Raw genomic sequence first — 24351 nt, forward strand, 5'->3', positions numbered from 1 at the left:
AGTCTTCTAGGACATCACCTGACCTATATCCCGCATAGGTTTCTCGGCATGAGCTCCCAAGCCGCCGTGCCCGCTACGGCCTCGCCCAACCCCTTGCCCGCACCTGAACGCTCCCCGGATCAGGTGGCGGACCGGCGCCGCTGGATCGCCCTGGCCATCGTGATGACCGCGGCCTTCATGGACCTGGTCGACGTCACCATCGTCAACATCGCGATCCCGAGTATCGAACGCAGCCTTGAGGCGTCGTTCGGGGCCATCCAGTGGATCACCGCCGGATACGCGCTGGCGTTCGCCGCCGGTCTGATCACGGGCGGCCGGCTCGGCGATATCTTCGGCCGCAGGCGGATGTTCCTCATAGGCATCTCGGGCTTCACGCTCGCCTCCGCGCTGTGCGGCTTCGCGGTGGGCACGGAGATGCTGGTCGGGGCTCGGCTGCTGCAGGGTGCGATGGCGGCGATGATGGTGCCGCAGGTGCTCGCCATCATCCATGTGACCTTCCCGGCGCACGAACGCGGCAAGGTCTTCGGGATGTTCGGTGCGGTCGTCGGGCTCGGCGCGGTGTCCGGACCGCTGCTCGGAGCGCTGCTGACCCAGTGGAACCTCTTCGGTCTCGAGTGGCGGCCGATCTTCCTGATCAATCTCCCGGTCGGTATCGCGGGCATCATCCTGGGCCGGAAGTTCATCACCGAGTCGCGCGCCGAGAAGGCCCTTCGGCTCGATCTGATCGGTGTCGTGCTCGCCACGGCAGCACTGCTGATGCTGATCTATCCGCTGACGCGCGGCCGTGAGCTGGACTGGCCGCTGTGGGGGCATCTCTGCATGGCGGCAAGCCCGGTCATGTTCGCGGTGTTCGTGGCCTACGAGCGGTACAAGACGCGCAAGGACGGCTCGCCGCTGGTCGAGCTGTCTCTGTTCCGGGTGAAGAGCTTCGCCGCGGGTATCGCGGTGCAGCTGACCTTCGGTGTGGTCATGGGCATCTTCTTCCTGGTCTGGACGCTGTACATGCAGATCGGTCTGGGCTGGAGCCCGCTGAGGTCCGGACTGACCGGGGTGCCGTTCTCCATCGCGGTGTCGCTGGCGGCGGGCCTGTCGGTGCAGCAGCTGGTGCCGCGGTTCGGACGCAAGGTGCTCCAGGCGGGCGCGCTGACCATGATGGCGGGGCTGCTGCTCTACATCTGGGAAGCCGACCGGTACGGCACGGGGATCCACTCCTGGCAGATGATCGCCCCGCTGGTGGTCATGGGACTCGGCATGGGGCTCATCGTGGCCCCGCTGACCGATGCGGTGCTGTCCGATGTGCCGCGCGAGCACGCCGGTTCGGCGTCCGGGTTGATCAACACCACCACTCAGACGGGCAACGCGCTGGGCCTCGGCCTGGTCGCGGTGGTCTTCTTCGGCGTGATCGACGATGCGCGGCCGACATCGCCGGCGGCGCGGGGGACGGCGTTCTCCGACGCCTTCGAGCACTCCCTGTGGTGGGTCGCCGGAGTCCTCGGTGTGATCTTCCTGGTGATGTTCGCACTGCCGGCGCGGCCGAAGCAGCACCTGGAAGCCGCGGCGGTCGAAGACGTGGCCGAGGCCGCGACAGGCAGCGGGCTCCCGGAGCAGCGGCAGGAGGAGCCGGTGCCGGCCAAGTAGGGGGCATATGAGGGCAGGCCGTCAGAGCGCGGGTAGGGAGCCCGGCGCCCGGAGCACCGCTCCGGGCGCCGGGCTCCTCCCGTGGTGCGAGCCGAACGCATCCGCTCCGTAGCGGATCAGCGCACCCGGGCGCGAGCACGGAGCTCGATCGCGCCGCGTGCCGTGCGTTCGTCCGTGTACACCTCGCACATATGGCGGCCGTCCGGGGTCGCCGTGTGCTCCACTTCCCACAGACTCAGCTCGGTGCCGTCGAGCAGCAGGAACGCGTGCTCGTAGAGCGTGAAGCCCGATCCCCGGCCGCCTATGAAGCACTGGCGGCCGAACGCCTGACTGATGTGGTGAGCGAAGGCGGCACGCAGCATCCGTGCCGTGTCCTCGCCCGGCCTGTCCGGGTTCTCGGCCCGGCGAAGTAACCGGCGTGCGTGGTCGGGGGAGTTGTCCGGCTCGTAGGTGCGCGGTGGTGCGGCCCCTGGCCCGGCGAGCAGCTTGCCGAGCAGCTCCAGATCGGCGTCCAGATCGTCCACTGCCTCGTCCGCGGCGCCGTCCGTGCCGCCACCACCGCCGTCGACCCCGTCAACGCCGTTCGGGCTGCCCGACCCTGCTTCTCGGCCTGCGCCGACCGCGGGGTGAGCGCTGTCCGCGGTGTCCGTGCCGTCCGCATCGTCCTGCCGGTCCGGACGCATGGCTCTGAGCCGGGACGCGGCGATGCGCGCCTCCATCTCCTCCGCGTACACCTCGTGCTGCTCGACACCGTCCCGCCCGTTGTTGTGCACGAGCTCCCAGAGGGTGAGGGAAGAGCCGTCGGCCAGCAGATATGTATGTCGGTAGGTCGACCGGTGCAGCCCCGCGCTGTGGAGCGAGGAGTGGAGCGAACTGGCGTGCGCCAGCGCGGATTCGAGCCGATCAACCGCGGTGTCGGGAAGGTCGAAGGAGTTGAGTGCCCGACCCAGGAGCCGCTCGAGGTGCGTCTCGGTTGTCTCGTACGGATCGTTCAAGGTGGTTCTCCGGATCTCCAGGCCGTTGCCACACGTCACTTGGTGACTGCTTAACGTAGTCCCTGGGTCGGACATCGCGTCCCGGGTTCGGGAAAACGAACGGGACATGACGCAAAGTTTCCGCGTGTCCTTGTTTGCTCCGTCTCGTTTGTACCTCTCAACATGCGTACAGCTCGCGGTACGACGGGAAGTCGCCCCCTCGGCCGGTCGTCGTCGTAGCGGCCAGCATGGCGCGCACAATTGCCCGCGTCACCACGTCCGCGCCCGCCGCGAGCACGGGGTTGAGCGCGAGCGGGGCGGCATCCAGCGGGCGCGCACCGGTTGCGAGGGTGAACACGGTGTCCCCGTCGTTGAGCAGGTGGACCGGGCGCACGGCGCGCGCGATTCCATCGTGAGCCGTCCCCGCGAGCTTCTGCGCCTGGGCGCGCGTCAGTTCGGCGTCGGTGGCGACGACGGCGAGGGTGGTGTTCAGCGGAGGCGCCCCCTGAGCGTCCGCCGCCTCGGCGAGACGGTGCAGCGCCCCCGCGTGCACCTCCGCGGAAGGGAACACGGGCCGTTCCCCCGTGAAGTACCGCCCGTAGAGCACACCGGTATCCGGATCGACGGCGGAGCCCACTGCGTTGACGACGACGAGCGCGGCGACCACGGTCCCGTCGGGCAGCCGCGTGCTCGCCGTGCCGACACCACCCTTGACGCGCCCCACAACCGCGCCGGTCCCGGCGCCGACACAGCCCTCCTCGACGGGGGCACCCGGCTCCGTGCGCGCTGCCGCCTCCACCGCTGCCCGACCGGTCTCCGCACCGGGCCTTGCGTGCCAGTCACCTCCTCGTCCCAGGTCGTAGACACAGGCGGAGGGGACGACCGGGACGACCTGTCCCGGCTCACGTCCGGCGGGGACACCCCGACCCCGCTCCTCCAGCCACGCCATCACACCGGACGCGGAGTCCAGCCCGAATGCGCTGCCCCCGGTCAGCACGACCGCGTCGACGCGCTGTACGAGGTTGCGTGGGTCGAGTGCGTCGGTCTCGCGTGTGCCCGGCCCGCCGCCGCGTACGTCGACGGCGGCGACCGCCCCGCCTTCGGGAGCCAGGACGACCGTGGTGCCGCTGAGCGCGCCGGGCCCGGGGAGACGGGCATGTCCGACCCGGAGGCCGTGCACATCGGTCAGTGCGTCGTTGAGTGCCATGGCTTCTGCGTATCACGGGAGTGGCCCCAACTACCCGGGCCCTCTTCCTGCTTTGCCGGCCTTCGGCGACCCTTGACCGACCGACCGACCGACCGACCGACCGACCGACCGACCGACCGACCGACCGACCGACCGGACCCCGCCTCACACAGCCGTCATCGGTCATACCTCCATTTCCGGTAGGGCAGGGGACTCCGCTGTCTCCGGGTGCCTGCTCGCCAGGGTCACCCCGACCGCAACGGTGGCCGACGCCACGAGCCCGGTGGCGAGCACGGCCCAGTGCCCGGCGAAGGTGCAGGCGAGGACGAGCGGTACCGAGACCGGCAACAGCAGTTGTTGTGCGGTAGTCCTTTTGAAGTGCCGGGCGTGCAGGTACCAGACGGTGAGCAGGAAGAGCGCCGTGGGTATCGTCACCGCGGCCGAGGCTCCGAGCAGTGAGATGTGTGCTTTGTCCACGGACTGCTCCACGGCCACCTCCAGGCCCGCCCCGATCGCTGCGGCCGAAGCGAAGATCAGGAAGTGCCCGTAACCCCAGGGTATGGACTCGCGGTTGCCTCTCAGCCGTTCGTGCACGGGGACGGAGAAGTAGATCCACCAGGCCGAGAAGATGATGAGGATGCCGCCTGCCGCGATGGGCACCAGCTCACCGAACTCCTCGATCTCACCCAGCACGGACTGGACGCCGATGGTGGCCGCGAACATCGTCTCGCCCAGCACGATGATGGTGAACAGGCCATAGCGCTCCGCGATGTGGTGCGGATGCCAAGGCGTCTGGTGGCCGCGCTCGGCGAACACCGGCACCAGCAGTTCGGCCGCAGCGACGGCCAGGAACAGCCAGCGCTTGGCGCCGTCCGGCACGCTCAGCAGAGCGATCCAGGCCGCCTGGCAGACGACCACGCCCGCGGCGTACTCGAGGGCGGTGCGGCGGGCGGGGCCCGGGGACTCGGACGCGGCCGCCCGCAGCCACTGCGCGGTCAGTGCGATCCGCATCACGACATAACCGATGACGGCGATCGTCCAGTCGTTCTCGTTGAACGCCCGGGGCACGCCCGCCGCATAGATCAGCACTCCGCAGATCTGCACCAGAGTGGCGATCCGGTAGGGCACGTCGTCGCAGTCGTAGGCGGACGCGAACCAGGTGAAGTTCATCCAGGCCCAGAAAACGCCGAAGAAGACGAACAGGTAGCCGACGATGCCCTCGCTGACATGTCCCTCGACGAGCGCGTGCACCAGCTGGACCCCGGCCTGTCCGACGGCCACGACGAAGCACAGGTCGAAGAACAGCTCCAGGGGCGTGGCGGCGCGGTGCTCCTCGTCCCGGGGGCGCGCACGCATACGGCGCACGGGCCTGAACCGGTCGTCTGGTGCCGATGTGGGTGTGGACGTCATATGTCCAGCACAGCAGAAAGGGCTGAGTTCGCACCCTTGCCTGCCGCCCTCCTCAGGTGGTCCCGCCGAGGACGCCCCCGCATCCGCTCGTCATGGCCATGGCGGCAGCTTGGTTCGTGCCCGGCATATTCTGGGCGTATGAGCACCGCCCCCACCTCCGGAGCGCCCGATGCGGACGAGCCCGGGCCCGAGCCCCGTCCCGCAGCTGCGCTGATCTTCGATGATCCGCTGGACCAGCAGTCCTCCGACGACACGGACCGCGGATGGGGTGAGCGGCCTTCGGTGCCAGGCGCCGGCAGTGCCGCGGATCTCGCCCGCTTCCTCGACGAGAAGCCCCCGCACCATCTCTGAGCCCTCAGCACAGCACCACCGCCAGGCGTGAGGTCGTACCGGCGCCCGCCAGTGCCGAGGCGACCGGGCGGGGGACCGACAGGACCACCAGCGCCCCGCCGTCCGGCTGAGCCCCTTCGGGCCGCGGAACCCGCAGCACCCGTGCGCCGGTCGCGATGACACGGGCGGCGGCGTCAGGAGGGGCGCCCGTCCCGAAGCCGGGGGACCCGGCTGCGGCGATCACGTCGACCCGGTCTCCCGGCCGCAGCAGCCGCACGGTCTCCGCGTCCGCGATGCGCACGGGGGCGGAGACGACCTCCACCGGAGGTGGTGGATGCGCCGGCTTCAGTGTGGCCGCGCCCGCGTGAGGTGGCTGCGCGACAGCAGCGCCGAGACCCTCGGGGCCCCAGGCCGCCAGCGTCGCCGCGGTCACCGCGAGCCCGGCGGCCAGTGCACGCCGCCGTCGGCGCAGCGCGTGCCCCAGCCGCGCTCGCTGCCACCCGGTCCGTACGCACAGCGGCGCGAATCGCGGCATGCCCAGCGGATCCGGGGCCGGTGAGGACGGCGGCAGGGCTGGATGTCCCTGCGCCGGCTGATGCGCGAGCTGGTGCCGGCGCGTGTCAGGTCCGCGCGAGAAGTCCTGCTCCCACGGGGCTTCGTGTTCCTGGCGAGAAAGCGGCGACATCTTCGGACCGCCCTTCGTGAGGTGCCTGCGGAGTCGTTCCGCAGGCACCTCACGATCCACGCTCCGCCGCCGTCCTGCGCGGGCCTGTGGAGCAGTCGCCGGTTGTGGAAAACTCGCTCACCCCGCGGAGTGAACGCGGGGTGAGCAGGGGATCGTCAGGGCAGTTCTATGCCGGTGTCCAGCCCGTCCAGGGCCTTCGAGCACAGGCAGGCGCGCTCCCCGGTCGTCTGGAGCCCGGCCACCGCGTCGAAGACGATTCCGCGCAGCCGGTCCACGTTTGCGGCGAAGACCTTCATGACTTCGCCGTGCGAGACGCCGTCGCCCGTCTCGGCCCCCGCGTCGAGGTCCGTCACGAGGGCCATCGACGTGTAGCAGAGCTCCAGCTCACGGGCGAGCGCCGCTTCCGGATGGCCGGTCATGCCGACCACGGACCAGCCCATCGCCGCATGCCAGCGCGACTCTGCGCGCGTACCGAAGCGCGGACCCTCGACCACCACCAGCGTTCCGCCGTCGACGGGCTCCCAGTCCCGCCCGCGGGCCGCCGCGAGCGCCACTTTCCGTCCTTCGGGGCAGTACGGGTCCGCCAGGGACACATGGACCACGTTGGGCGCCGAGCCGCCTGCCAGCGGCTCGCCGTCGTAGTACGTGTCGTGCCGTGACTTCGTCCGGTCCACGAGCTGGTCCGGGACGAGCAGCGTGCCCGGCCCGTACTCGGTCCGCAGACCGCCCACCGCGCAGGGCGCGAGCACCTGGCGGACCCCGACCGAGCGCAGCGCCCACAGGTTGGCCCGGAAGTTGATGCGGTGGGGCGGCAGGTGGTGGCCGCGCCCGTGCCGGGGGAGGAAGGCGACGCGCCGTCCGGCGACCTCACCGAGGAACAGCGAGTCACTGGGGCTGCCGTAGGGAGTCGGTACCTCCACCTCGGTGACGTTCTCCAGGAACGAGTAGAACCCGGAACCGCCGATCACGCCGATCTCGGCGCGAAGGGGTGTCTCGCGGGCGGTCTCGCGCGGTGTGTCCTCTGCGTTGGCCATGGCGATCACAGTAGCCGCGCGGTTGTAGGCCGAAGGCCCCGCCCGCTGCGAACGAACGTTCGGCAAGCGGAGGGGGCCTTGGAAGGACCTTCGGCTGTGCGGCGCCTACGCGGCGGACGAACCGCTGGAAGCGGTCGTGCTGCTGGAGCTGCTGGAACTGCCGGTGGAGCCGGAGTCGCTGGAGGTGCTCGACGAGGCGGGCTTCGCGTCCGACGACGACTTCGCGGACGACGCCGGCGAGCTGCTCGACGACGAACCACGGCTGTCGTTGCGGTAGAAGCCGGAGCCCTTGAACACGATGCCGACCGCCGAGAAGACCTTCTTCAGGCGGCCCTTGCAGTTCGGGCACTCCGTCAGGGCGTCATCAGTGAACTTCTGCACCGCCTCGAGGCCCTCGCCGCACTCGGTGCACTGGTACTGGTAGGTCGGCACTTGTCTTCCTCCTGGCACTCACACTCAATGAGTGCTAACGACGATCCATAGTGACGTATTCCGCCGGATCAGTCCACTGCCACGGGCACGCGGTGACCGACACCACGTGCGACGGTCCGGCTGTGTGCCTGCGGAACGAGCCGCGAACGCAATGCCACCAGGGTGATCAGCGCGAGTGCCGTGCCCACCAGCGGCACCAGGAACGAGGTGCTCGAACCGAACGCGTCCGCAAGACGCCCCGCGACCGTCACCGCGGCTGCCTGCCCGAGGGCCACCGCGCCGGTCAGCCACGTGAACGCCTCGGTACGGGCAGAGGCCGGCACCAGCGGTTCGACCAGGGTGAAGCCGGCGATCAGCGCGGGCGCGATGCACAGGCCGACGAACAGGCCGAGCACGCCGAGGGTGACGACGGAGTCGGCCGTCCACAGCAGGGACGTGGCGGCCGTCAGGCCCAGATACCCGAGCACCAGCCGGCGTCGCGGGCCGGACTTCCAGGCGATGGCACCCACGGCGACGCCGGCCAGCATGTTGCCGGCCGCGAACATCCCATAGAGCAGTCCGCTGATCCCCGGCTGCCCGATCTCTTCTGTGAAGGCGGCGAGCGAAACCTGCATTCCGCCGAAGACGGAGCCGATCCCGAGGAACGTCACGGCGAGCACCCGTACGCCCGGCACGGACAGTGCCGAGGCGCGCTGCACCCGCTCATGGGCGTCCGGGTGGCCGAACGGCGGCTGGGTGCGGCGCTGGGCCGCGAATAGCACTCCGCCGACCAGGGTGAGAGCGGCCTCGGTGAACAGACCGGCAGCGGGGTGGACACCGGTGCACAGGGCCGTGGCCAGCACCGGTCCGACCACGAAGGTGAACTCGTCCGTGACGGACTCGAACGCCGCAGCCGTCGGCATCAGACGCGAGCCGCCGAGCTTCGCCGCCCAGCGGGCCCGCACCATCGGGCTGACCTGGGGCACCGATGCACCAGTGGGCACGGCTGCCGCGAACAGCGCCCACAGGGGCGCGTCCGCCAGTGCCAGAGCGGTCAGCGCCACGCCGGAGACGGCGTGCACGACCACGCCGGGCAGCAACACGGTGCGCTGGCCGAATCGGTCGGCGAGCTTGCCGCTCTGGGGTGCGAACAGCGCCATCGCGACCCCGGTGACGGCGGCCACGGCCCCGGCGGTGCCGTACGAGCCGGTGGTGTGCTGGACCAGCAGCACGATGCTGATCGTGAGCATCGCGAAGGGCTGCCGGGCTGCGAATCCGGGAAGCAGGAATGTCCAGGCTCCGGGGGTGCGGAGCAGCTGCCCGTAACCGGGGCGCTTGTCAGGAGCGACCGTGGACTCCACGGTCCTTGCCTTTCTGCCGCCTGGTAGCGCCACCCGGGATGCCGGGAGGGGCCGAGAGCTGTCCTCTTGCGCGTAACTGCGGTAGATACCGGTGTCCGCTGAAGGGAAGACTCGGTCGCCATACGGTCGCGCCAGCTCTGCGTCAGGCAGAGTTGGTCGTGCTGTGTGCCTTCATGGTACAGGGGTGAGGAGGGATCCCCCTCAGAAATGTGCGACGGACCGTGACGGTTCCCTGGGATTACCCGGGGCACCGGCCCGGAGGCCGCACCTGCACCTTCCATCGGTGGCCCGGCCTCAGAGGGAGACCGGGCGAACGGCCCCGAAGAGGAGGCCGAGCCTGAACGGCGGCCCGGCGAACGGCTCCGAAGCGGGAAGCCGAGCCTCAACGGCGGCCCGGCCCGGAGCCTCCGCGCCCGGTCCCCAGCCAGCCGGCCAGCTTTCCGCCCTGCCCCACCGCCCGCAGCCGCGCCTCCGCCGCATCCCGCACCGGGTCCGTCGCCACGACCAGCAGCTCGTCCCCGCGTCGCAGCACGGTGGACGGCAGCGGTACGAAGCTCTTGCCCTCGCGTACGACGAGGGTGACGGCGGCACCCGCGGGCAGCCGGAGTTCGGCGACCTCGACACCGTGCATCCGCGACTTCGCCGGGATCGCGACCGACAGCAGATGCCCGCGCAGCCGCTCCAGGGGCGCCGACTCGATGCCGAGGTCGGCCGCCTCGCTCCCGTCGCCGAGCCGTAGCGCCTTCGCCAGCCAGGGCAGTGTCGGCCCCTGCACCAGGGTGTAGACGACGACGAGCACGAAGACGATATTGAAGATCCGCCTGCTGTACTCGATCTCGTAGACCATCGGGATGGTCGCCAGGATGATGGGGACCGCTCCGCGCAGACCGGCCCATGACATCAGTGCCTTCTCCTGCCAGGCGATTCTGAACGGGAGCAGACTGAGGAACACCGACATCGGCCGCGCGACCATCGTCAGGGCCAGGCCGATCGTGACGGCCGTCCAGAAGTCGTGCACGAGCTCGTGCGGTGTCACCAGCAGGCCGAGCAGGACGAACATCCCGATCTGGGCGAGCCAGCCGAGGCCCTCGGCGAAGCCCCGGGTGGCGGGCCAGTGCGGGAGCTTCGAGTTGCCGAGCACCACGGCGGCCAGGTAGACGGCGAGGAACCCGCTGCCGTGGGCGATGGCGCCCGCCGCGTACGCCGTCACGGCGATCGCCATCACGGCGATCGGGTAGAGGCCGGAGGCGGGCAGAGCCACATGGCGCAGGGCGTAGGCGCCCAGGAACCCCATGGCGAGGCCGATGGCGGCGCCGATCGCCAGTTCGAGAATGATCTTGCCGATGAGGATGTACCAGTCCTCCACCGGACCGGCCGTCGAGAAGGCCACGACAAGGATGACGACCGGGGCGTCGTTGAAACCCGACTCGGCTTCCAGCGTGCCGGTGATGCGCGAGGGCAGTGGCACCTTGCGCAGCACGGAGAAGACCGCGGCGGCGTCCGTCGAGGAGACGACCGCGCCGATGATGAGAGCCTGGCGCCACTCCAGCCCGACCAGATAGTGCGCACCGGCCGCGGTGATGCCCACGCTCACCGCCACGCCGACGAGCGACAGTGAAGCCGCCGCGGGCAGTGCCGGTTTGACCTCCTTCCACTTGGTGCCCAGGCCGCCCTCGGCCAGGATCACCACGAGTGCGGCATAGCCGATCACCTGCGTCAGTTCGGCGTTGTCGAACTTGACGTGGAAGAACCCGTCCTGCCCTATGGCGATCCCGATGCCCAGGTACAGCAGCAGGCTCGGCAGCCCGCTCCGGGACGAGACACGCACCGCCGCGACGGCGATGAGCAGGACGAGCGAGCAGATGAGCAGGAGTTCATTGAGCTGGTGGACAGTCAGTGGCCGATCCTTCCCTTCATGTCTGCCGCGCCGGAACGTTCCTCCGGGGGCGACACCTCGCCAGACACTTCGTTACCTTACCTAATCGTTAACGTTTTCTTGATGCTCGGTGATCGATTGGATCGCCAGTTCGATAGCTGCGATCTTGCGACGATGTCGACATGGCGTTACTGATACCGCGTCCGGGCCGGTTTCGCGCTGCGCCTATGGTTGCTCCAGCACTCACTTGGACCACCCTGCCCCTCGAAGGACAGCGATGCCCTCCTCCACAGCCGCCCCCGAGGCAGCCGCCCCGGCGGTCGAAGCGCCCGTTAAGAAGAAGGGGCGACGCGCCCGTCTGATCGTGATCGTGCTGGTGCTGGCGCTGATCGGGACCGTCGGCTGGGGCTCTTACTGGGGCCTGAGTACGGTCCGCGCCTCGTTCCCGCAGACGACCGGGACGATCGAACTCCCCGGTCTGTCGGGCCGTGTCGAGGTGAAACGGGACGGCAACGGGATCCCGCAGATCTACGCGAACAGCGACGAGGACCTGTTCCGCGCACAGGGATACGTGCACGCCCAGGACCGCTTCTGGGAGATGGACGTCCGCCGCCATGTCACCGCCGGCCGGCTCTCCGAGATGTTCGGCTCCGGCCAGGTCGACACGGACGCCTACCTGCGGACTCTTGGCTGGCGCAGGGTGGCCCAGCAGGAGTACGACAACGTCCTGTCGAAGGAGACCAAGGAGTACCTCCAGGCGTACGCCGCCGGGGTCAACGCGTATCTCGCCGGGCGGGAGAACGACGACATCTCGGTCGAGTACGCCGCGCTCGGCTTCACGAACGACTACAAGCCGGAGAAGTGGTCACCGGTCGACTCGGTGGCCTGGCTCAAGGCGATGGCCTGGGACCTGCGCGGCAACATGCAGGACGAGATCGACCGGTCGCTGATGAGCAGCAGGCTGAGCGCTCAGCAGATCAAGGAGCTCTACCCGGACTATCCGTACGAGCTGCATCAGCCGATCGTCCAGGGCGGGGCCGTCGACACCGGCAGCGGGAAATGGGACCCGAAGGCGGACCCGGCTTCCCAGCAGCAGTCCTCGCAGCGGGGCGGCAACGGCGGCAGCGACGGGACCGGCACCGATGCCTCGGCCGCGACCGGAAACGACGCCCCGGGTTCGTCCCAGGGCACGCAGTCGCAGATGGACGCCATCGCTTCGCTCTCGTCACTCTCCCGGGTCGCCGACTCCCTCGACAAGGTCCCGACCCCGCTCGGCCCCAACGGCAACGGCATCGGATCCAACTCCTGGGTCGTCTCCGGCGACCTCACCACCACCGGCAAGCCGCTGCTCGCCAACGACCCGCACCTCGCGCCGCAGCTGCCCTCGCTCTGGTCCCAGATGGGGCTGCACTGCCGCGCTGTCTCGGACGACTGCGCCTTCGACGTCGCCGGCTACACCTTCTCGGGTATGCCGGGCGTGATCATCGGACACAACCAGGACATCGCCTGGGGCTTCACCAACCTCGGCGCCGACGTCACCGACCTCTACCTGGAGCGCGTCACCGAGCAGGGCTACACCTCCGGCAGCAAGGTCAAGCCGTTCACGACGCGCGAGGAGACCATCAAGGTCGCGGGCGGTCAGAGCCACACGATCCTGGTCCGCGAGACCCAGCACGGGCCGCTGATCTCCGACCGCAGCGAGGAGCTCGAGACGGTCGGCGAGCGCGCCCCCATCAAGGGCGCCGCCCCGGACCGTGGTGAGGGCTACGCGGTGGCGCTGAAGTGGACCGCGCTGAGTCCGGGCAAGTCCATGGACGCGGTCTTCAGGATCAACCGCGCCAAGGACTGGAAGGGCTTCAGGGCCGCGGCCAAGGACTTCGAGGTTCCGTCCCAGAACCTGATCTACGCCGACACCAAGGGCCACATCGGCTACCAGGCCCCCGGCAGGATCCCCGTACGCTCCAAGAAGTACGACGGCTCGATGCCGACGCCCGGCTGGGATCCGACGTCCGACTGGAAGGGCTACATCCCCTTCGACGAGCTGCCGTACGAGTACGACCCTCAGCGCGGCTACATCGTGACCGCCAACCAGTCCGTCGTGGACGCCAGGAAGTACCCGCACCCGATCACGTCGGACTACGGCTACGGTTCCCGCAGTCAGCGGATCAACGACCTCATCGAGTCGAAGATCAAGGACGGCGGGAAGATCTCGACGGATGACATGCGCACCATGCAGATGGACAACAGCAGCGAGATCGCCAGGCTGCTGACCCCGTACCTGCTGAAGGTCGATGTGTCCGACCCCTATGTCCGCGAGGCCCAGAAGCTTCTCGAGGGCTGGGACTACACACAGGAGCCGGACTCGGGGGCCGCCGCTTACTTCAACGCGGTCTGGCGCAATCTCCTCAAGCTGGCCTTCGGTAACAAGCTGCCCAAGGAGCTCAGGGTCAAGGACGAGTGCCTCAACGTCCGCCCGGCCGACAGTACGGGCCCGGTCGACGACCTGAGCCGCCTGGTGCGCGAGTGCGGGCAGCGCGAGGCCTCGTCGGCCCAGCCGGACGGCGGTGACCGCTGGTACGAGGTGGTACGCGGGCTGCTGAAGAACGAGGCCAGTGAGTGGTGGCAGACCCCGCCGAACCGTCAGGAGACCGCCACCGCGACCCGTGACCAGCTGCTGGCCCGGGCGCTGGACGACGCCCGCTGGGAGCTCACCGCCAAGCTCGGCAAGGACGTCTCGAGCTGGAACTGGGGCCGGTTGCACCAGCTGACCCTGAAGAACCAGACCCTCGGCACCAGCGGCCCGGGTTTCCTTCAGTGGATGCTCAACCGTGGGCCGTGGAACCTCGGCGGCGGCGAGGCCGCGGTCAACGCGACCGGCTGGAACGCGGCGGGCGGCTACGAGGTGATCTGGGTGCCGTCGATGCGGATGATCGTCAACGTCGGAGACTGGGACAAGTCCCGCTGGATCAATCTGGCCGGCGCCTCCGGGCACGCCTACCACGCGCATTACACCGACCAGACGGAGAAGTGGGCCAGGGGCGAGCTCCTGGACTGGGCCTACGGGGATCAGGCGGTCGCCGCAAAGACGGAGGACACGCTGACCCTGAGTCCGTGACCGGCAGGCGCTGACCGGGCAGGCCGCTGAGATCGCCCAGGCCGCTCAGACCGCGAACCTGCGGACGCCCTCCGGCGTCACCACCGCGTGTACGGGGTGGTCGTGCGGTTCCTCCGGGACCCGCGCGACCACCTCGTTCGGGTAGAGGAGCACGACAAGGGCCGGGCGGGCGGACGCGGCTTCGAGCCGGGCGAGGACACGGTCGTACGAGCCCCCGCCGCGGCCGAGGCGCAGACCCCGCTCGTCCACCGCGAGCCCGGGCAGCAGCACGGCCTGCGCATCGAGGACGGCCTCGGGTCCGAGCCGCGGGCCGGCCGGTTCCAGCAGCCCGCGCCCGGCGGCCGCCAGCCGGTTCGCGCCTTCGTACTCCGCCCAGTCGAGGTCGTTGTCGGCCATCAGCACGGGGAGCAGCACGCGTACGCCCCCGGCGCGCAGCGCGTCGAGCAGCGCGCGGGTGCCGGGCTCGCGCCCCACCGACACATAGGCGGCCACGGTGCGGGCGGAGGCGAGCTCAGGGAGTTCGAGCGCGTGCCGGGCGAGAACCGCAGCGGCTTCCCCGGCGTCCTCGGCGGACAGCAGGCGCCGGGCGCCGAGCAGTTCACGACGCAGAGCCTCTTTCGCGCCCTTTCCGGACAGGTCGGACGGATCGCCATCCACAGCAGCCTCGCAAACCTCAGTCAATGCGCCTTTATGAGAGGAAAGTTAACCGGAGGCTCATCCTGCTCCCAAAGCCACCCGATAGGGTGCTCCGCATGACTGAGTCGCACAGGAACAGCCCCAGGATCAGCAAGGCTGTCATCCCCGCCGCGGGCCTGGGAACCCGGTTCCTGCCCGCGACAAAGGCCACTCCCAAGGAGATGCTGCCTGTAGTCGACAAGCCCGCCATCCAGTACGTCGTCGAGGAGGCGGTGGGCGCCGGGCTGTCGGACGTCCTCATGGTCACCGGCCGGAACAAGCGGCCCCTCGAGGACCACTTCGACCGCAACTACGAGCTGGAGGAGGCGCTGCGGCGCAAGGGCGACGCCCAGCGTCTCGGCAAGGTGCAGGAGTCCAGCGACCTCGCCACGATGCACTATGTGCGCCAGGGTGACCCCAGGGGCCTCGGCCACGCCGTGCTGTGCGCGGCGCCGCACGTGGGGGACCAGCCCTTCGCCGTGCTGCTGGGTGACGACCTGATCGATCCGCGCGACCCGCTGCTGTCCCGCATGGTCGACATCCAGGAGCGTGAAGGCGGCAGCGTCATCGCTCTCATGGAGGTCGAGCCCTCCCAGATCGGGCTCTACGGCTGCGCCGCCATCGAGCCCACCGGTGAAGCGGACGTGGTCCGGGTCACCGGTCTGGTCGAGAAGCCCGACCCGGCCGAGGCGCCGAGCAGTTACGCGATCATCGGCCGCTATGTCCTCGACCCCGCGATCTTCGAGATACTCCGCAAGACCGAGCCGGGCCGCGGCGGCGAGATCCAGCTGACCGACGCGCTTCAGAAGCTCGCCGTCGACGAGAAGGTCGGCGGCCCCGTGCACGGCGTCGTCTTCAAGGGCCGGCGTTACGACACCGGTGACCGCGGCGACTACCTGCGTGCCATTGTCAGACTCGCGTGCGAACGTGAAGACCTGGGACCGGACTTCCGGGCCTGGCTCCGCCGTTACGTCACCGAGGAGATGTAGCACTTTGAGCAGTACGGCAACTCCGTCCGCAGGCCAGGGTGGCGGCCGCAAGGACCGTACGGACGCACACGCGGCCGCGGTGTGGTCAGTGGACGAGCACCTGAAGGACATCCTCGCCACGGTCCGCCCGCTGGAGCCGATCGAGCTCCAACTGCTCGACGCCCAGGGCTGCGTCCTGGTCGAGGACGTGACCGTACCCGTCGACCTGCCCCCCTTCGACAACAGCTCGATGGACGGCTACGCGGTCCGGGTGACCGATATCGCGGGTGCGAGCGAGGAGTTCCCCGCGGTCCTCGCCGTCATCGGGGACGTCGCCGCGGGCAGCGGCGGGCTGAGCGGCGGTGGCGAAGTGGGCCCGGGGCAGGCCGCCCGCATCATGACCGGTGCACCGCTGCCGCCCGGTGCCGAGACCGTCGTACCGGTCGAGTGGACCGACGGCGGCGGCGGCGGGGGTGCCGCCACGGCCATGCGCCCGGCCGGGCACGCTCCCGAAGGCGCGAGCGGCGAGGTCAGGGTCCACCGGTCCGCGGGCCCACGGGCCCACGTCAGGGCCCGCGGCAGCGATGTGCGCTCCGGCGACCTCGCCCTGGCGGCGGGCACGGTTCTCGGCCCTCCGCAGATCGGACTGCTCGCCGCGATCGGCCGGGGCACAGTCCGGGTGCGTCCCCGTCCGCGTGTGGTCGTGCTCTCCACCGGCAGTGAGCTGGTCCAGCCGGGGGAGGAGCTCAGCGAGGCCAAGATCTACGACTCCAACAGTTTCGCGCTCACCGCGGCGGCCAGGGACGCGGGGGCCATCGCCTATCGCGTCGGAGCGGTCACCGATGACGCCGCCGAGCTGCGTGCCACGATCGAGGACCAGCTGGTCCGCGCCGATCTGATGGTCACCACCGGTGGGGTCAGCGTCGGTGCGTACGACGTCGTCAAGGAGGCGCTGTCGACGGTCGGCGACGCGCACGGCGATACCGCCGACACGGACACCGAAGAGGAGCGCGACACGGAGGAGCAGGCCACGGGGGTGAGCTTCCGTACGCTCGCCATGCAGCCGGGCAAACCGCAGGGCTTCGGCCCGATCGGTCCCGACCGCACCCCTCTGCTGGCACTGCCGGGCAACCCGGTGTCGTCGTATGTGTCCTTCGAGTTGTTCGTACGCCCCGCCATCCGCGCCCTGATGGGTCTGAAGGACGTCCACCGCCCGCAGGTGCGCGCCGAGCTGCGGGCCGACAAGGCGCTGTTCTCTCCTGCCGGCAAGCGCCAGTTCCTGCGAGGCGCCTACGATGCGGAGAAGGGCACCGTCACCCCGGTCGGCGGCAGCGGATCCCATCTGGTCGCGGCCCTCGCTCAAGCCGACTCGCTCATCGTGGTCCCCGAGGCCGTCACCTCCCTTGAGCCGGGCACCGAGACGGAGGTGATCCTGCTCGGCTGAGCGCCCCGCCGTGGCGGTACGGTGTCTCACCACACAGTGACCGGGAGCCACAGCAATGAGTGCGCAGCAAGGACTCACCCACATCGACGAGGCGGGGGCGGCCCGCATGGTCGATGTCTCCGAGAAGGCCGTCACCGCGCGCACCGCATGCGCGAGCGGCCGGGTCCTCGTCTCGCCGCGCGTCGTCGAGCTGCTGCGCGGTGAGGGCGTACCCAAGGGTGACGCCCTCGCCACCGCCCGTATCGCGGGCATCATGGGCGCCAAGCGCACTCCTGAGCTGATCCCGCTGTGCCATCCGCTTGCGCTCTCCGGTGTGAAGCTGGATCTCGCTGTGGCCGACGACGCCGTGGAGATCCGGGCGACCGTGAAGACCACGGACCGGACGGGGGTCGAGATGGAGGCCCTGACTGCGGTCTCGGTGGCGGCGCTGACCGTCGTCGACATGGTCAAGGCCGTGGACAAGGCCGCGGTCATCACCGATGTACGGGTCGAGGAGAAGACAGGCGGCAAGTCGGGCGACTGGTCGCGCCCGGAGGCCGCTGGGAAGGACGGACGGTGAGCCCCGGCGCCCACCGGTATCGCGCCCTGGTCGTGACCGCGTCGAACCGCGCCTCCGCCGGTGTGTACGAGGACAAGGGCGGTCCCCTGCTCGTCGAGGGGCTCGTCGGGATGGGCTTCGAGACCGACGGCCCCAGGGTCGTTCCCGACGGTGACCCGGTCGAGACCGCCCTCCGCGAAGGTGTCGCCGCGGCGTACGACGTCATCCTCACCACCGGGGGCACGGGCGTCTCACCGACCGACCGCACTCCTGACGCCACCCGCCGGGTGCTGGACTACGAGATCCCCGGCATCCCGGAGGCGATCCGGGCCCACGGGCTGGCCGAAGTCCCCGCGGCGGCCCTCTCCCGTGGTCTCGCCGGTGTCGCGGGTGGCCGCACCCTGATCGTCAACCTGCCGGGATCGACGGGCGGGGTACGGGACGGGCTCGACGTCCTCGCCCGGATCCTGCGGCATGCCGTGGACCAGATCCACGGAGGCGACCACCCGAGAACCTCGGGCCACCCCGGGAGCTCGCTCTGAACACACACAGCTGGCCCGTGGTTCTGACGGACGGTGATGTCACCCTCCGCCCGATAAAGCTGCGCGACCAGCGTGCCTGGCGCGAGGTGAACCAGCGCAACCGGGACTGGCTGCGCCCTTGGGAGGCGACGATCCCGCCCCCGGCCCCCGGTGCGCCCATGGCGCAGCGCCCCACGTACCGCCAGATGGTCCGCCATCTGCGGGCCGAGGCCCACTCCGGCCGGATGCTTCCCTTCGTGGTCGAGTACCAGGGACGGCTGGTCGGTCAGCTGACGGTGGCCGGGATCACCTGGGGTTCGATGTGCTCGGGTCACGTGGGCTACTGGGTCGACCGTGATGTCGCCGGACGCGGGGTCATGCCGACGGCCGTCGCGCTCGCCGTCGACCACTGCTTCCGGGCGGTCGGGCTGCACCGCATCGAGGTGTGCATTCGGCCCGAGAACGGTCCGAGCCGCAGGGTCGTCGAAAAACTCGGATTCCGGGAAGAGGGCATGCGGCCCCGCTATCTCCATATCGACGGCGGATGGCGGGACCATCTGGTCTTCGCGCTCACAGCCGAGGAGGTGCCGGAGGGACTGCTGCGCCGCTGGCACCAGGGACGCGCAGCCCGGCGCGAGAAATGAAAAAGTTGTTCGAATTTATGTGCGACTCGATCGTCGGGCGATCCTAAGAATCACAAAAAAAGTCAGTGATATCAGCCAGATCGTGCGACACACCGGGCCAATTGGCCGATGCCGTCGCGCGAACCCCTCTACGGTGTGAGGCGTGAGCAGCAGCGGCCTCATCTACGCAGTCATCGTCGGGGCCTGGGCCGCCTACTTGGTGCCCATGTGGCTCCGCAGGCAGGACGAGCTCAACGAGGCTCGTCCGACGGAACGCTTCAGCACAGCCATCCGGCTCCTGTCCGGCCGGGCAGGTATGGAGCGCCGGTACGCCAAGGAGCTGCGCGAGCGCACCGCGGAGGAAGAGGCGACCGCCGACGCCGATCCGGACGCCGGGGCGGAACCACCGAGTTCCGTCGACGTCCGGTCCTTCGCCGCGCCCCCGGCCCTTACCGAGGCGCGCATCCGACCCCCGGCGCGTGGACCGCGCCCCAACGGAGCGGCCGCAGCGCGGGCCCGGCGCTCGAAGGCGCTCGCGCGCCGCAGGCGCACCACGGTGCTGCTCTTCCTCGCCTTCACCCTCGGCGCGATCGTCGCCGCGGTCGGCGGGCTCCACCTGCTGTGGGCACCCGCCGCCCCGGCGGTCCTGCTCAGCGCCTACATCGCGCATCTGCGGGCGCAGGAGCGCCGCCGGTTCGTCTACGTCATGGACCGGCGCCGTGCCGAGGCAGCCGCACAGCGCCTGCGGGAGAAGGGCTCCCGTACCCGGCAGCCCGCCGCTGTGGAAGCGGACGAGCAGACCGAGGCGCACCCCGCCCCGGAGCCGGCCCCGAGGATCTCCCGCCAGGAGGCGGGCCGCCGTGCCCTGGTCGAGCAGACCGACCACGCCGAATGGGTCGACCAGCAGCGCGACCCCGGCCCGGCCCGCGGCGACAGCTGGGACCCGGTCCCGGTGCCCCTCCCCACGTATGTCACCGCCCCGGTCGCCCCCCGCGCCGCCGGCGGCATCGATGTCACGGATCCCGACACCTGGAGCGCGTCCCGCTCCTCCACGGCCGAACCGGCCCCCCCGAATCCGCCCCGCCAGCGCACCACCCCACCCCCGCGCCGCACCCGCGACCACGGCCGCACCCCGCTCTTCGACCAGTACGCCGACGACGACCGCCCCCGCGCGGCCAACGAGTGACATTCACCGAGAAGCCCGGAGCGCCTTGGGTACCGTGCCTCGGGTGACCTGCGAGGAACGGATTTCCAAGCACCCCGATCGGGATGCTAGGGTTTCACTCGTTGCAAGGGCCTGTGGCGCAGACTGGTAGCGCACCTCGTTCGCATCGAGGGGGTCAGGGGTTCAAATCCCCTCAGGTCCACAACACGTGAAGCCCCTGCCGGGGAAATCCGGCAGGGGCTTTGACGTGCCCTACAGCAGTGAAATGCAGCAATGGACCTGCGCGTCGCGATGCGCATGGTGCATGTCGGGAGTGGCCAGGAGTGAACCACAGGCTCTCGCGCGCGAGCTCGTTTGCCGTGGCACGGACCTTCACGGTCCCACGGACAGTCCCGGACGGGAGCCACCACGGCGGACCGGTTCGGGAAACGCGGCGAAGGCTGCCGCGAGCCGGTCGCGCAGGGGCGCTGCGCAGGGGTGGGGGGCGCGGCGTGGTGTGATCGTGTAGATGCCGCGGGTCGGGGGGTCTACCAGGCCCACGGTGGTGACGTCCGTTCGCAGCGCGCAGGTCAGCACGCCGGGGATCAGCGCGATCGCATGGCCGGTTGCGACCAGGGCCAGCTTGCCGAGCAGATCGGCCGCGGTGAGGTCTATGCGGACGCTGACTCCGGCGCGGGCGGCGTGCTGGCGCAGGAGCGCTGCCGAGCCGTCGTTGTCCTCGACCCAGATCTCGTCGGCCAGCCTCCGCATGTGCACAGGGCCGCTACCGGCCTGTGGATGGTCGACGGGCAGGGCGACGACCATGTCGTCAAGCCCGAGGAACCACCGTTCGACCCGCAGGTCGTGGGGCAGCCCCGGTGGTGCGTCGGTGACGACGGCGATGTCGAGATCTCCGGCGATCACGCGCTGGTGCAGTTGGGCGCTCAGTCCGGGGCGCAGGCTCCAGCGGATGGATCCGGTCTGCTCCAGCAGGCCACGGATGGCCTCGGGGACGACGCCTGCGGCAAGAGAGGGTGTCGCGCCGACGGTCAACGGCCGGTTGTACGCTCTGCCGCCGGCGTCTCGTGCGGCGCGTACGGCACGGTCGGCCTCATTGAGTGTGGCCACGGCGTGGTGGCGGAACACCTCGCCGGCCGGTGTCGGGCGCACGCCGCGCGCATGGCGCTCCATCAGGGGCACGCCGAGTTGCCGCTCCAGTCCGGCGATCTGGCGGGATACGGCGGACTGCGTGTGATGCAGTTCGGCGGCTGCCGCCGAGAGCGAACCGAGCCGGCAAACCGTCACGAAGGTTCGCCACACGGTCAGTTCCATGGGCTCAGTATGCCTTTTCGGTATGCGCGTCCCGCAGGGCTGTCCTGCGACTTCTGCGCTTGTCGCAGCAGTGGCGATGCACCACGCTGGCGCGTATGACCACTCCAAAGACCATTGCCGTACTCGGCCTGGGGCGGATGGGCACCGCCTTCGCGACCCGACTGTCCGCGCAGGGCTGGGACGTTGTCGGCTGGACACGCTCCGGGCACAGCTCGGACGGAGTCACCACGACGGGGGACCCTAAAGACGCCGTGGCGAAGGCCGACCTCGTACTCCTTGCGTTGTTCGACGGCCCGGCCTGCCGGGAGGTGCTGGACGATGTCCGTGACTCGCTGCGCACGGACGCGATCGTGCTGAACACCAGCACCATCGCTCCTGCCGAAGCATCGGAGCTGGCACGGGAGTTCGGTCCGTCCTACGTGCACGCGCCCGTGGTCGGCTCGGTGCCGGTAGTCGCTGCCGGAACCCTGTCCATCCTCGCCGCCGCCGAGCAGGGCACGCTCGATCGAGCCCGCCCGGTGCTGGAAGCGCTGGGCACCGTGCGACGCGTCGATGACGCGGCCGCCGCCGCCGCGCTCAAGCTGGTCGCCAACAGCAGCCTCGCCGGTGCCGTCCTCGCTCTGCGTGAGTCACTGCGTCAGGCCGACGCCCTCGGCCTGCCCCGTGCCCAGGTGCTGGACGTCCTCGAGCTCGGTCAGCTCGGAGGGCTGGTGGCGCGCAAGCGGGCCTTCCTCGCCGACCAGCCGGCCGCTGCCGCGGCGGAATTCACGATCGGTGCGCTGGCCAAGGACATGGCTCTGCTGGCGGCCGCCTCGGACGCCCCCCTGCGCAGTGCGGCCGATCTGGCCGGCACTTCTGCCGACCCTGAGGCCGACATCGCCTTTGCGGCCACCGCACCCGCAGTGGACGACGCCGTGCTCGAGCCGCTCCGCGCCTACATCCGCGGGCATGCCACGGGCGACTCGAGTCATTTCCGCGACGCCTTCCTGCCGACCGCTCACATCGAGGGAATCCGGGAAGGCGCTTTCGTCTCGTGGCCCTTGGACGAGTACTGCGGTCTTCCTGTCTTCCAGGGGCGGCCGGCCCCGGACGAAGCGACGCGCTCTCGCTGTATCGACGCCATTGACGTTCATGAAACGGTCGCGACCGCGACCATGACGCTCAGGCACGGTGCGGACACGTTCACCGACATCTTCCTGCTGGTCCGCGTCGACGACGGCTGGCGCATCGCCAACAAGGCTTACCACCGGCAAACCTGAGGAGACGTGAGCGGTTTTCCGCGAGCTCTGTCTTCGCGGTGGACCGGGTCTCCGGGCCGGTGAGTGCGGCGCCGGTCCGGCCTTCACGCTGGGAGCCCCGCTCGGACCGAAGCGGACCGTGCGGGGTTTCGGTGTTCACGGGGTCTTCGCGGACCGCGGGTCATGCGGGGGCTTTGGGGCTGATGCTGTCTTGGAGGCAGGTGGGGCGGGAGGCTTGTGCCGTCTGGCGAGTTCTTGCCAAGACCTTGGCAAGTGCAAAGCTGGGCGGACTAATCTGGCGTCATGGCCATCGACCCACGCGCCCCCGGTCCCGAGTACCTCGCATTCTGGAAGGAGCCGCACCTGTGCACGCTGACGACACTGCGCCCGGACGGAAGCCCGCATGTCGTTCCGGTCGGGGTGACGTACGACCCCGCGGCCCGTATCGCCAGGATCATCACGCGCAAGGCGAGCAGGAAGGTCGCCCATCTCGTGGCCTCCGGAGCGAGGCCCGCGCGGGTCGCGGTCTGCCAGGTGGACCGTGGGCGCTGGGCCACCCTGGAAGGCGTCGCCCGTGTCCGCACCGAGCCGGGGGCCGTCGCCGACGCCGTGGCACGGTACGCCGAGAGATACGGCCGCACGCCGGGTCCTGACCCCGATCGCATACTTGTCGAGATCGCTTTGGACCGTGCCATGGGCAACGTCTGAGGGAAATGTGCGAAGGGTGACGTGGGGTGACGGCGAAGAGGACGCCCGAGGACGGGCAACTGCTGTACGGGTGCATGGGACTTGGCGGCACATGGGGTGCCGAGGCCTACGGCGCCGAGGACATCGCCGCGGCTGAGGCCGCTGTCATAGCCGCGCTCGAGATCGGGATCACCACCTTCGACCACGCCGACATCTACCGGCACGGAAAGTCCGAATCCGTCTTCGGGGAGGTGCTCGCCCGCACTCCGGGGCTGCGTGCGCGGATCGTCATTCAGACGAAATGCGGTATCCGGCTCGCCGACGGCGCGAACCCCGGGATCTACGACCTGCGCGGGCAGACCATCATGCGGCGGGTCGAGGAGAGCCTGGAGCGGCTGCGCACCGATGTCATCGACGTGTTGCTGCTGCACCGGCCGGACCCGCTGGCCGACCCCGACGACATCGCCGAAGCGCTGACGTCACTGCACCGGCAGGGCGTGGTGCGGCGGTTCGGGGTGTCCAACATGGGGGCGGCGCAGATAGCTCCGCTCCAGGCGCGCCTGGAAGTGCCCATCGTGGCCAATCAGCTGGAGATGAGTCTGCTGCGTCGCGAGTGGCTCGAGGCCGGGATCGCCGTCAACACGTCCGAGGCGGCGGCGAACGGCTTCCCCTTCGGGACGCTCGAATTCTGCCGGGAGCAGGGGATCGAGCTCCAGGCATGGGGAGCGTTGGCGCAGGGACGGTTCACCGGACGCCAGGACAGCCCGCAGGAGCACGCCACCGGGCGCCTCATATCCTCCCTGGCCGAGGCGAAGGGCACGACTCCGGAGACGATCCTGCTGTGGTGGTTGCAGCGGCACCCCGCGCGGATCGCACCCGTGATCGGCACGGCGAGTCCGGAGCGCATCCGCGCCTGCCGGGGAGCCATGGGCCGGCGACCCGAGCTCAGTCACGAGGAGTGGTACGCGATCTGGCTGGCGGCACGCGGGGTTCCGCTGCCCTGAGGCAGGAGGGGGAGCCAGACGGTAGAGGGGGAGTCAGGCGGTGGCGGGGCAGTGCTCGTGCCCGATGCCGCACGTGCCCGGATCCCGTACAGCCGCCCGCAGTGGCGCCCAGATCAGCTCGCCCCGGACCCGGGTGTCGCTGCTTCCCGGGTGCGTG

Annotated in this window: 22 protein-coding genes and 1 tRNA gene; 13 read left to right on the forward strand and 10 right to left on the reverse strand. The window is 70.0% G+C overall.

The window, feature by feature from the left end; genetic code table 11:
- Positions 1 to 48 precede the first annotated feature (48 nt).
- A complete protein-coding gene (locus ABZ532_RS11395; protein ID WP_361281212.1) occupies positions 49 to 1638 on the forward strand; it encodes an MFS transporter in 1590 nt (529 codons plus the stop codon).
- A gap of 116 nt (positions 1639 to 1754) precedes the next feature.
- Here the strand turns inward: ABZ532_RS11395 and ABZ532_RS11400 are convergent, their stop codons facing one another.
- The 3 genes from ABZ532_RS11400 to ABZ532_RS11410 all read right to left on the reverse strand — a co-directional run bounded on the left by ABZ532_RS11400 (position 1755) and on the right by ABZ532_RS11410 (position 5208).
- Positions 1755 to 2633: a DUF6227 family protein gene (locus tag ABZ532_RS11400; RefSeq protein WP_361281214.1), complete on the reverse strand. Its 879-nt coding sequence runs from the start codon at positions 2631 to 2633 to the stop codon at positions 1755 to 1757.
- 157 nt (positions 2634 to 2790) lie between these two features.
- The gene (locus ABZ532_RS11405; RefSeq protein WP_361281216.1) at positions 2791 to 3819 is read right to left on the reverse strand and encodes a P1 family peptidase; all 1029 of its coding nucleotides are present in this window, start codon (positions 3817 to 3819) and stop codon (positions 2791 to 2793) included.
- Between the two features lie 162 nt (positions 3820 to 3981).
- Positions 3982 to 5208 (reverse strand): low temperature requirement protein A, encoded by a 1227-nt coding sequence (locus tag ABZ532_RS11410; RefSeq protein WP_361281218.1) that lies wholly within the window; start codon positions 5206 to 5208, stop codon positions 3982 to 3984.
- A gap of 138 nt (positions 5209 to 5346) precedes the next feature.
- On the opposite strand from ABZ532_RS11410, the gene ABZ532_RS11415 reads away from it, so the two are divergent.
- Entirely contained in the window at positions 5347 to 5559 is a 213-nt protein-coding gene (locus ABZ532_RS11415) for a hypothetical protein (RefSeq protein WP_361281220.1), read from the forward strand.
- Between the two features lie 4 nt (positions 5560 to 5563).
- Here the strand turns inward: ABZ532_RS11415 and ABZ532_RS11420 are convergent, their stop codons facing one another.
- From ABZ532_RS11420 to ABZ532_RS11440, 5 genes are all read right to left on the reverse strand, one after another.
- On the reverse strand, positions 5564 to 6073 hold the full coding sequence (locus ABZ532_RS11420; RefSeq protein WP_361281223.1) for an RcpC/CpaB family pilus assembly protein: 510 nt from the start codon (positions 6071 to 6073) through the stop codon (positions 5564 to 5566).
- A 305-nt stretch (positions 6074 to 6378) separates the two neighbouring features.
- Complete coding sequence (locus ABZ532_RS11425; protein WP_361281225.1) at positions 6379 to 7257, reverse strand: S-methyl-5'-thioadenosine phosphorylase; 879 nt, start codon at positions 7255 to 7257, stop codon at positions 6379 to 6381.
- Positions 7258 to 7362: 105 nt separating this feature from the next.
- Positions 7363 to 7689, reverse strand: coding sequence for an FmdB family zinc ribbon protein (locus tag ABZ532_RS11430; RefSeq protein ID WP_361281227.1), 327 nt, complete (start codon positions 7687 to 7689; stop codon positions 7363 to 7365).
- Positions 7690 to 7757: 68 nt separating this feature from the next.
- Entirely contained in the window at positions 7758 to 9029 is a 1272-nt protein-coding gene (locus ABZ532_RS11435; protein WP_361281230.1) for an MFS transporter, read from the reverse strand.
- Between the two features lie 382 nt (positions 9030 to 9411).
- Positions 9412 to 10926: a potassium/proton antiporter gene (locus tag ABZ532_RS11440; protein ID WP_361281670.1), complete on the reverse strand. Its 1515-nt coding sequence runs from the start codon at positions 10924 to 10926 to the stop codon at positions 9412 to 9414.
- A 256-nt stretch (positions 10927 to 11182) separates the two neighbouring features.
- On the opposite strand from ABZ532_RS11440, the gene ABZ532_RS11445 reads away from it, so the two are divergent.
- Positions 11183 to 14020: a penicillin acylase family protein gene (locus tag ABZ532_RS11445; protein ID WP_361281232.1), complete on the forward strand. Its 2838-nt coding sequence runs from the start codon at positions 11183 to 11185 to the stop codon at positions 14018 to 14020.
- Between the two features lie 45 nt (positions 14021 to 14065).
- On the opposite strand, the gene ABZ532_RS11450 is transcribed toward ABZ532_RS11445, so the two are convergent.
- On the reverse strand, positions 14066 to 14677 hold the full coding sequence (locus tag ABZ532_RS11450) for a 5-formyltetrahydrofolate cyclo-ligase (protein ID WP_361281234.1): 612 nt from the start codon (positions 14675 to 14677) through the stop codon (positions 14066 to 14068).
- Between the two features lie 95 nt (positions 14678 to 14772).
- On the opposite strand from ABZ532_RS11450, the gene galU reads away from it, so the two are divergent.
- The 7 genes from galU (at position 14773) to ABZ532_RS11485 (ending at position 20156) form a co-directional block, all read left to right on the forward strand.
- Complete coding sequence (gene galU, locus ABZ532_RS11455; protein WP_361281236.1) at positions 14773 to 15684, forward strand: UTP--glucose-1-phosphate uridylyltransferase GalU; 912 nt, start codon at positions 14773 to 14775, stop codon at positions 15682 to 15684.
- A gap of 79 nt (positions 15685 to 15763) precedes the next feature.
- Positions 15764 to 17107 carry a gephyrin-like molybdotransferase Glp gene (gene glp / locus ABZ532_RS11460; protein ID WP_361281672.1) on the forward strand — a complete coding sequence of 448 codons (1344 nt, stop codon included), beginning with the start codon at positions 15764 to 15766 and terminating at the stop codon, positions 17105 to 17107.
- A gap of 55 nt (positions 17108 to 17162) precedes the next feature.
- On the forward strand, positions 17163 to 17666 hold the full coding sequence (moaC, locus tag ABZ532_RS11465; protein WP_361281238.1) for a cyclic pyranopterin monophosphate synthase MoaC: 504 nt from the start codon (positions 17163 to 17165) through the stop codon (positions 17664 to 17666).
- Positions 17663 to 18187, forward strand: a complete 525-nt coding sequence (locus ABZ532_RS11470) for a MogA/MoaB family molybdenum cofactor biosynthesis protein (protein ID WP_361281240.1) — start codon at positions 17663 to 17665, stop codon at positions 18185 to 18187. The genes moaC and ABZ532_RS11470 overlap by 4 nt, the downstream gene beginning before the upstream one ends.
- Positions 18188 to 18204: 17 nt before the next feature.
- A complete protein-coding gene (locus tag ABZ532_RS11475; RefSeq protein ID WP_361281243.1) occupies positions 18205 to 18810 on the forward strand; it encodes a GNAT family protein in 606 nt (201 codons plus the stop codon).
- A gap of 142 nt (positions 18811 to 18952) precedes the next feature.
- Positions 18953 to 19975, forward strand: coding sequence for a gephyrin-like molybdotransferase receptor GlpR (gene glpR, locus ABZ532_RS11480; RefSeq protein ID WP_361281246.1), 1023 nt, complete (start codon positions 18953 to 18955; stop codon positions 19973 to 19975).
- A 107-nt stretch (positions 19976 to 20082) separates the two neighbouring features.
- Positions 20083 to 20156, forward strand: a tRNA-Ala gene (locus ABZ532_RS11485).
- A gap of 170 nt (positions 20157 to 20326) precedes the next feature.
- Here ABZ532_RS11485 and ABZ532_RS11490 read toward each other — a convergent pair.
- A complete protein-coding gene (locus tag ABZ532_RS11490; protein WP_361281248.1) occupies positions 20327 to 21265 on the reverse strand; it encodes a LysR family transcriptional regulator in 939 nt (312 codons plus the stop codon).
- Positions 21266 to 21360: 95 nt separating this feature from the next.
- Between ABZ532_RS11490 and ABZ532_RS11495 the strand changes: the two genes are divergently transcribed.
- From ABZ532_RS11495 to ABZ532_RS11505, 3 genes are all read left to right on the forward strand, one after another.
- Entirely contained in the window at positions 21361 to 22524 is a 1164-nt protein-coding gene (locus tag ABZ532_RS11495; protein WP_361281250.1) for a nuclear transport factor 2 family protein, read from the forward strand.
- A 282-nt stretch (positions 22525 to 22806) separates the two neighbouring features.
- Positions 22807 to 23211, forward strand: coding sequence for a TIGR03618 family F420-dependent PPOX class oxidoreductase (locus tag ABZ532_RS11500; RefSeq protein ID WP_361281252.1), 405 nt, complete (start codon positions 22807 to 22809; stop codon positions 23209 to 23211).
- Positions 23212 to 23237: 26 nt separating this feature from the next.
- Positions 23238 to 24194, forward strand: coding sequence for an aldo/keto reductase (locus ABZ532_RS11505; RefSeq protein ID WP_361281254.1), 957 nt, complete (start codon positions 23238 to 23240; stop codon positions 24192 to 24194).
- The last annotated feature ends 157 nt before the right edge of the window (positions 24195 to 24351 follow it).

Source organism: Streptomyces sp. NPDC019396 (assembly GCF_040632375.1).
Lineage (GTDB): Bacteria > Actinomycetota > Actinomycetes > Streptomycetales > Streptomycetaceae > Streptomyces.

Coding starts and splice junctions, on each gene's coding strand:
- ABZ532_RS11395 (WP_361281212.1), top strand. CDS start 49: ATGAGCTCCCAAGCCGCCGTGCCCGCTACGGCCTCGCCCAACCCCTTG.
- ABZ532_RS11405 (WP_361281216.1), bottom strand. CDS start 3,819: ATGGCACTCAACGACGCACTGACCGATGTGCACGGCCTCCGGGTCGGA.
- ABZ532_RS11410 (WP_361281218.1), bottom strand. CDS start 5,208: ATGACGTCCACACCCACATCGGCACCAGACGACCGGTTCAGGCCCGTG.
- ABZ532_RS11415 (WP_361281220.1), top strand. CDS start 5,347: ATGAGCACCGCCCCCACCTCCGGAGCGCCCGATGCGGACGAGCCCGGG.
- ABZ532_RS11420 (WP_361281223.1), bottom strand. CDS start 6,073: ATGCCGCGATTCGCGCCGCTGTGCGTACGGACCGGGTGGCAGCGAGCG.
- ABZ532_RS11425 (WP_361281225.1), bottom strand. CDS start 7,257: ATGGCCAACGCAGAGGACACACCGCGCGAGACCGCCCGCGAGACACCC.
- ABZ532_RS11445 (WP_361281232.1), top strand. CDS start 11,183: ATGCCCTCCTCCACAGCCGCCCCCGAGGCAGCCGCCCCGGCGGTCGAA.
- galU (WP_361281236.1), top strand. CDS start 14,773: ATGACTGAGTCGCACAGGAACAGCCCCAGGATCAGCAAGGCTGTCATC.
- moaC (WP_361281238.1), top strand. CDS start 17,163: ATGAGTGCGCAGCAAGGACTCACCCACATCGACGAGGCGGGGGCGGCC.
- ABZ532_RS11490 (WP_361281248.1), bottom strand. CDS start 21,265: ATGGAACTGACCGTGTGGCGAACCTTCGTGACGGTTTGCCGGCTCGGT.
- ABZ532_RS11495 (WP_361281250.1), top strand. CDS start 21,361: ATGACCACTCCAAAGACCATTGCCGTACTCGGCCTGGGGCGGATGGGC.
- ABZ532_RS11500 (WP_361281252.1), top strand. CDS start 22,807: ATGGCCATCGACCCACGCGCCCCCGGTCCCGAGTACCTCGCATTCTGG.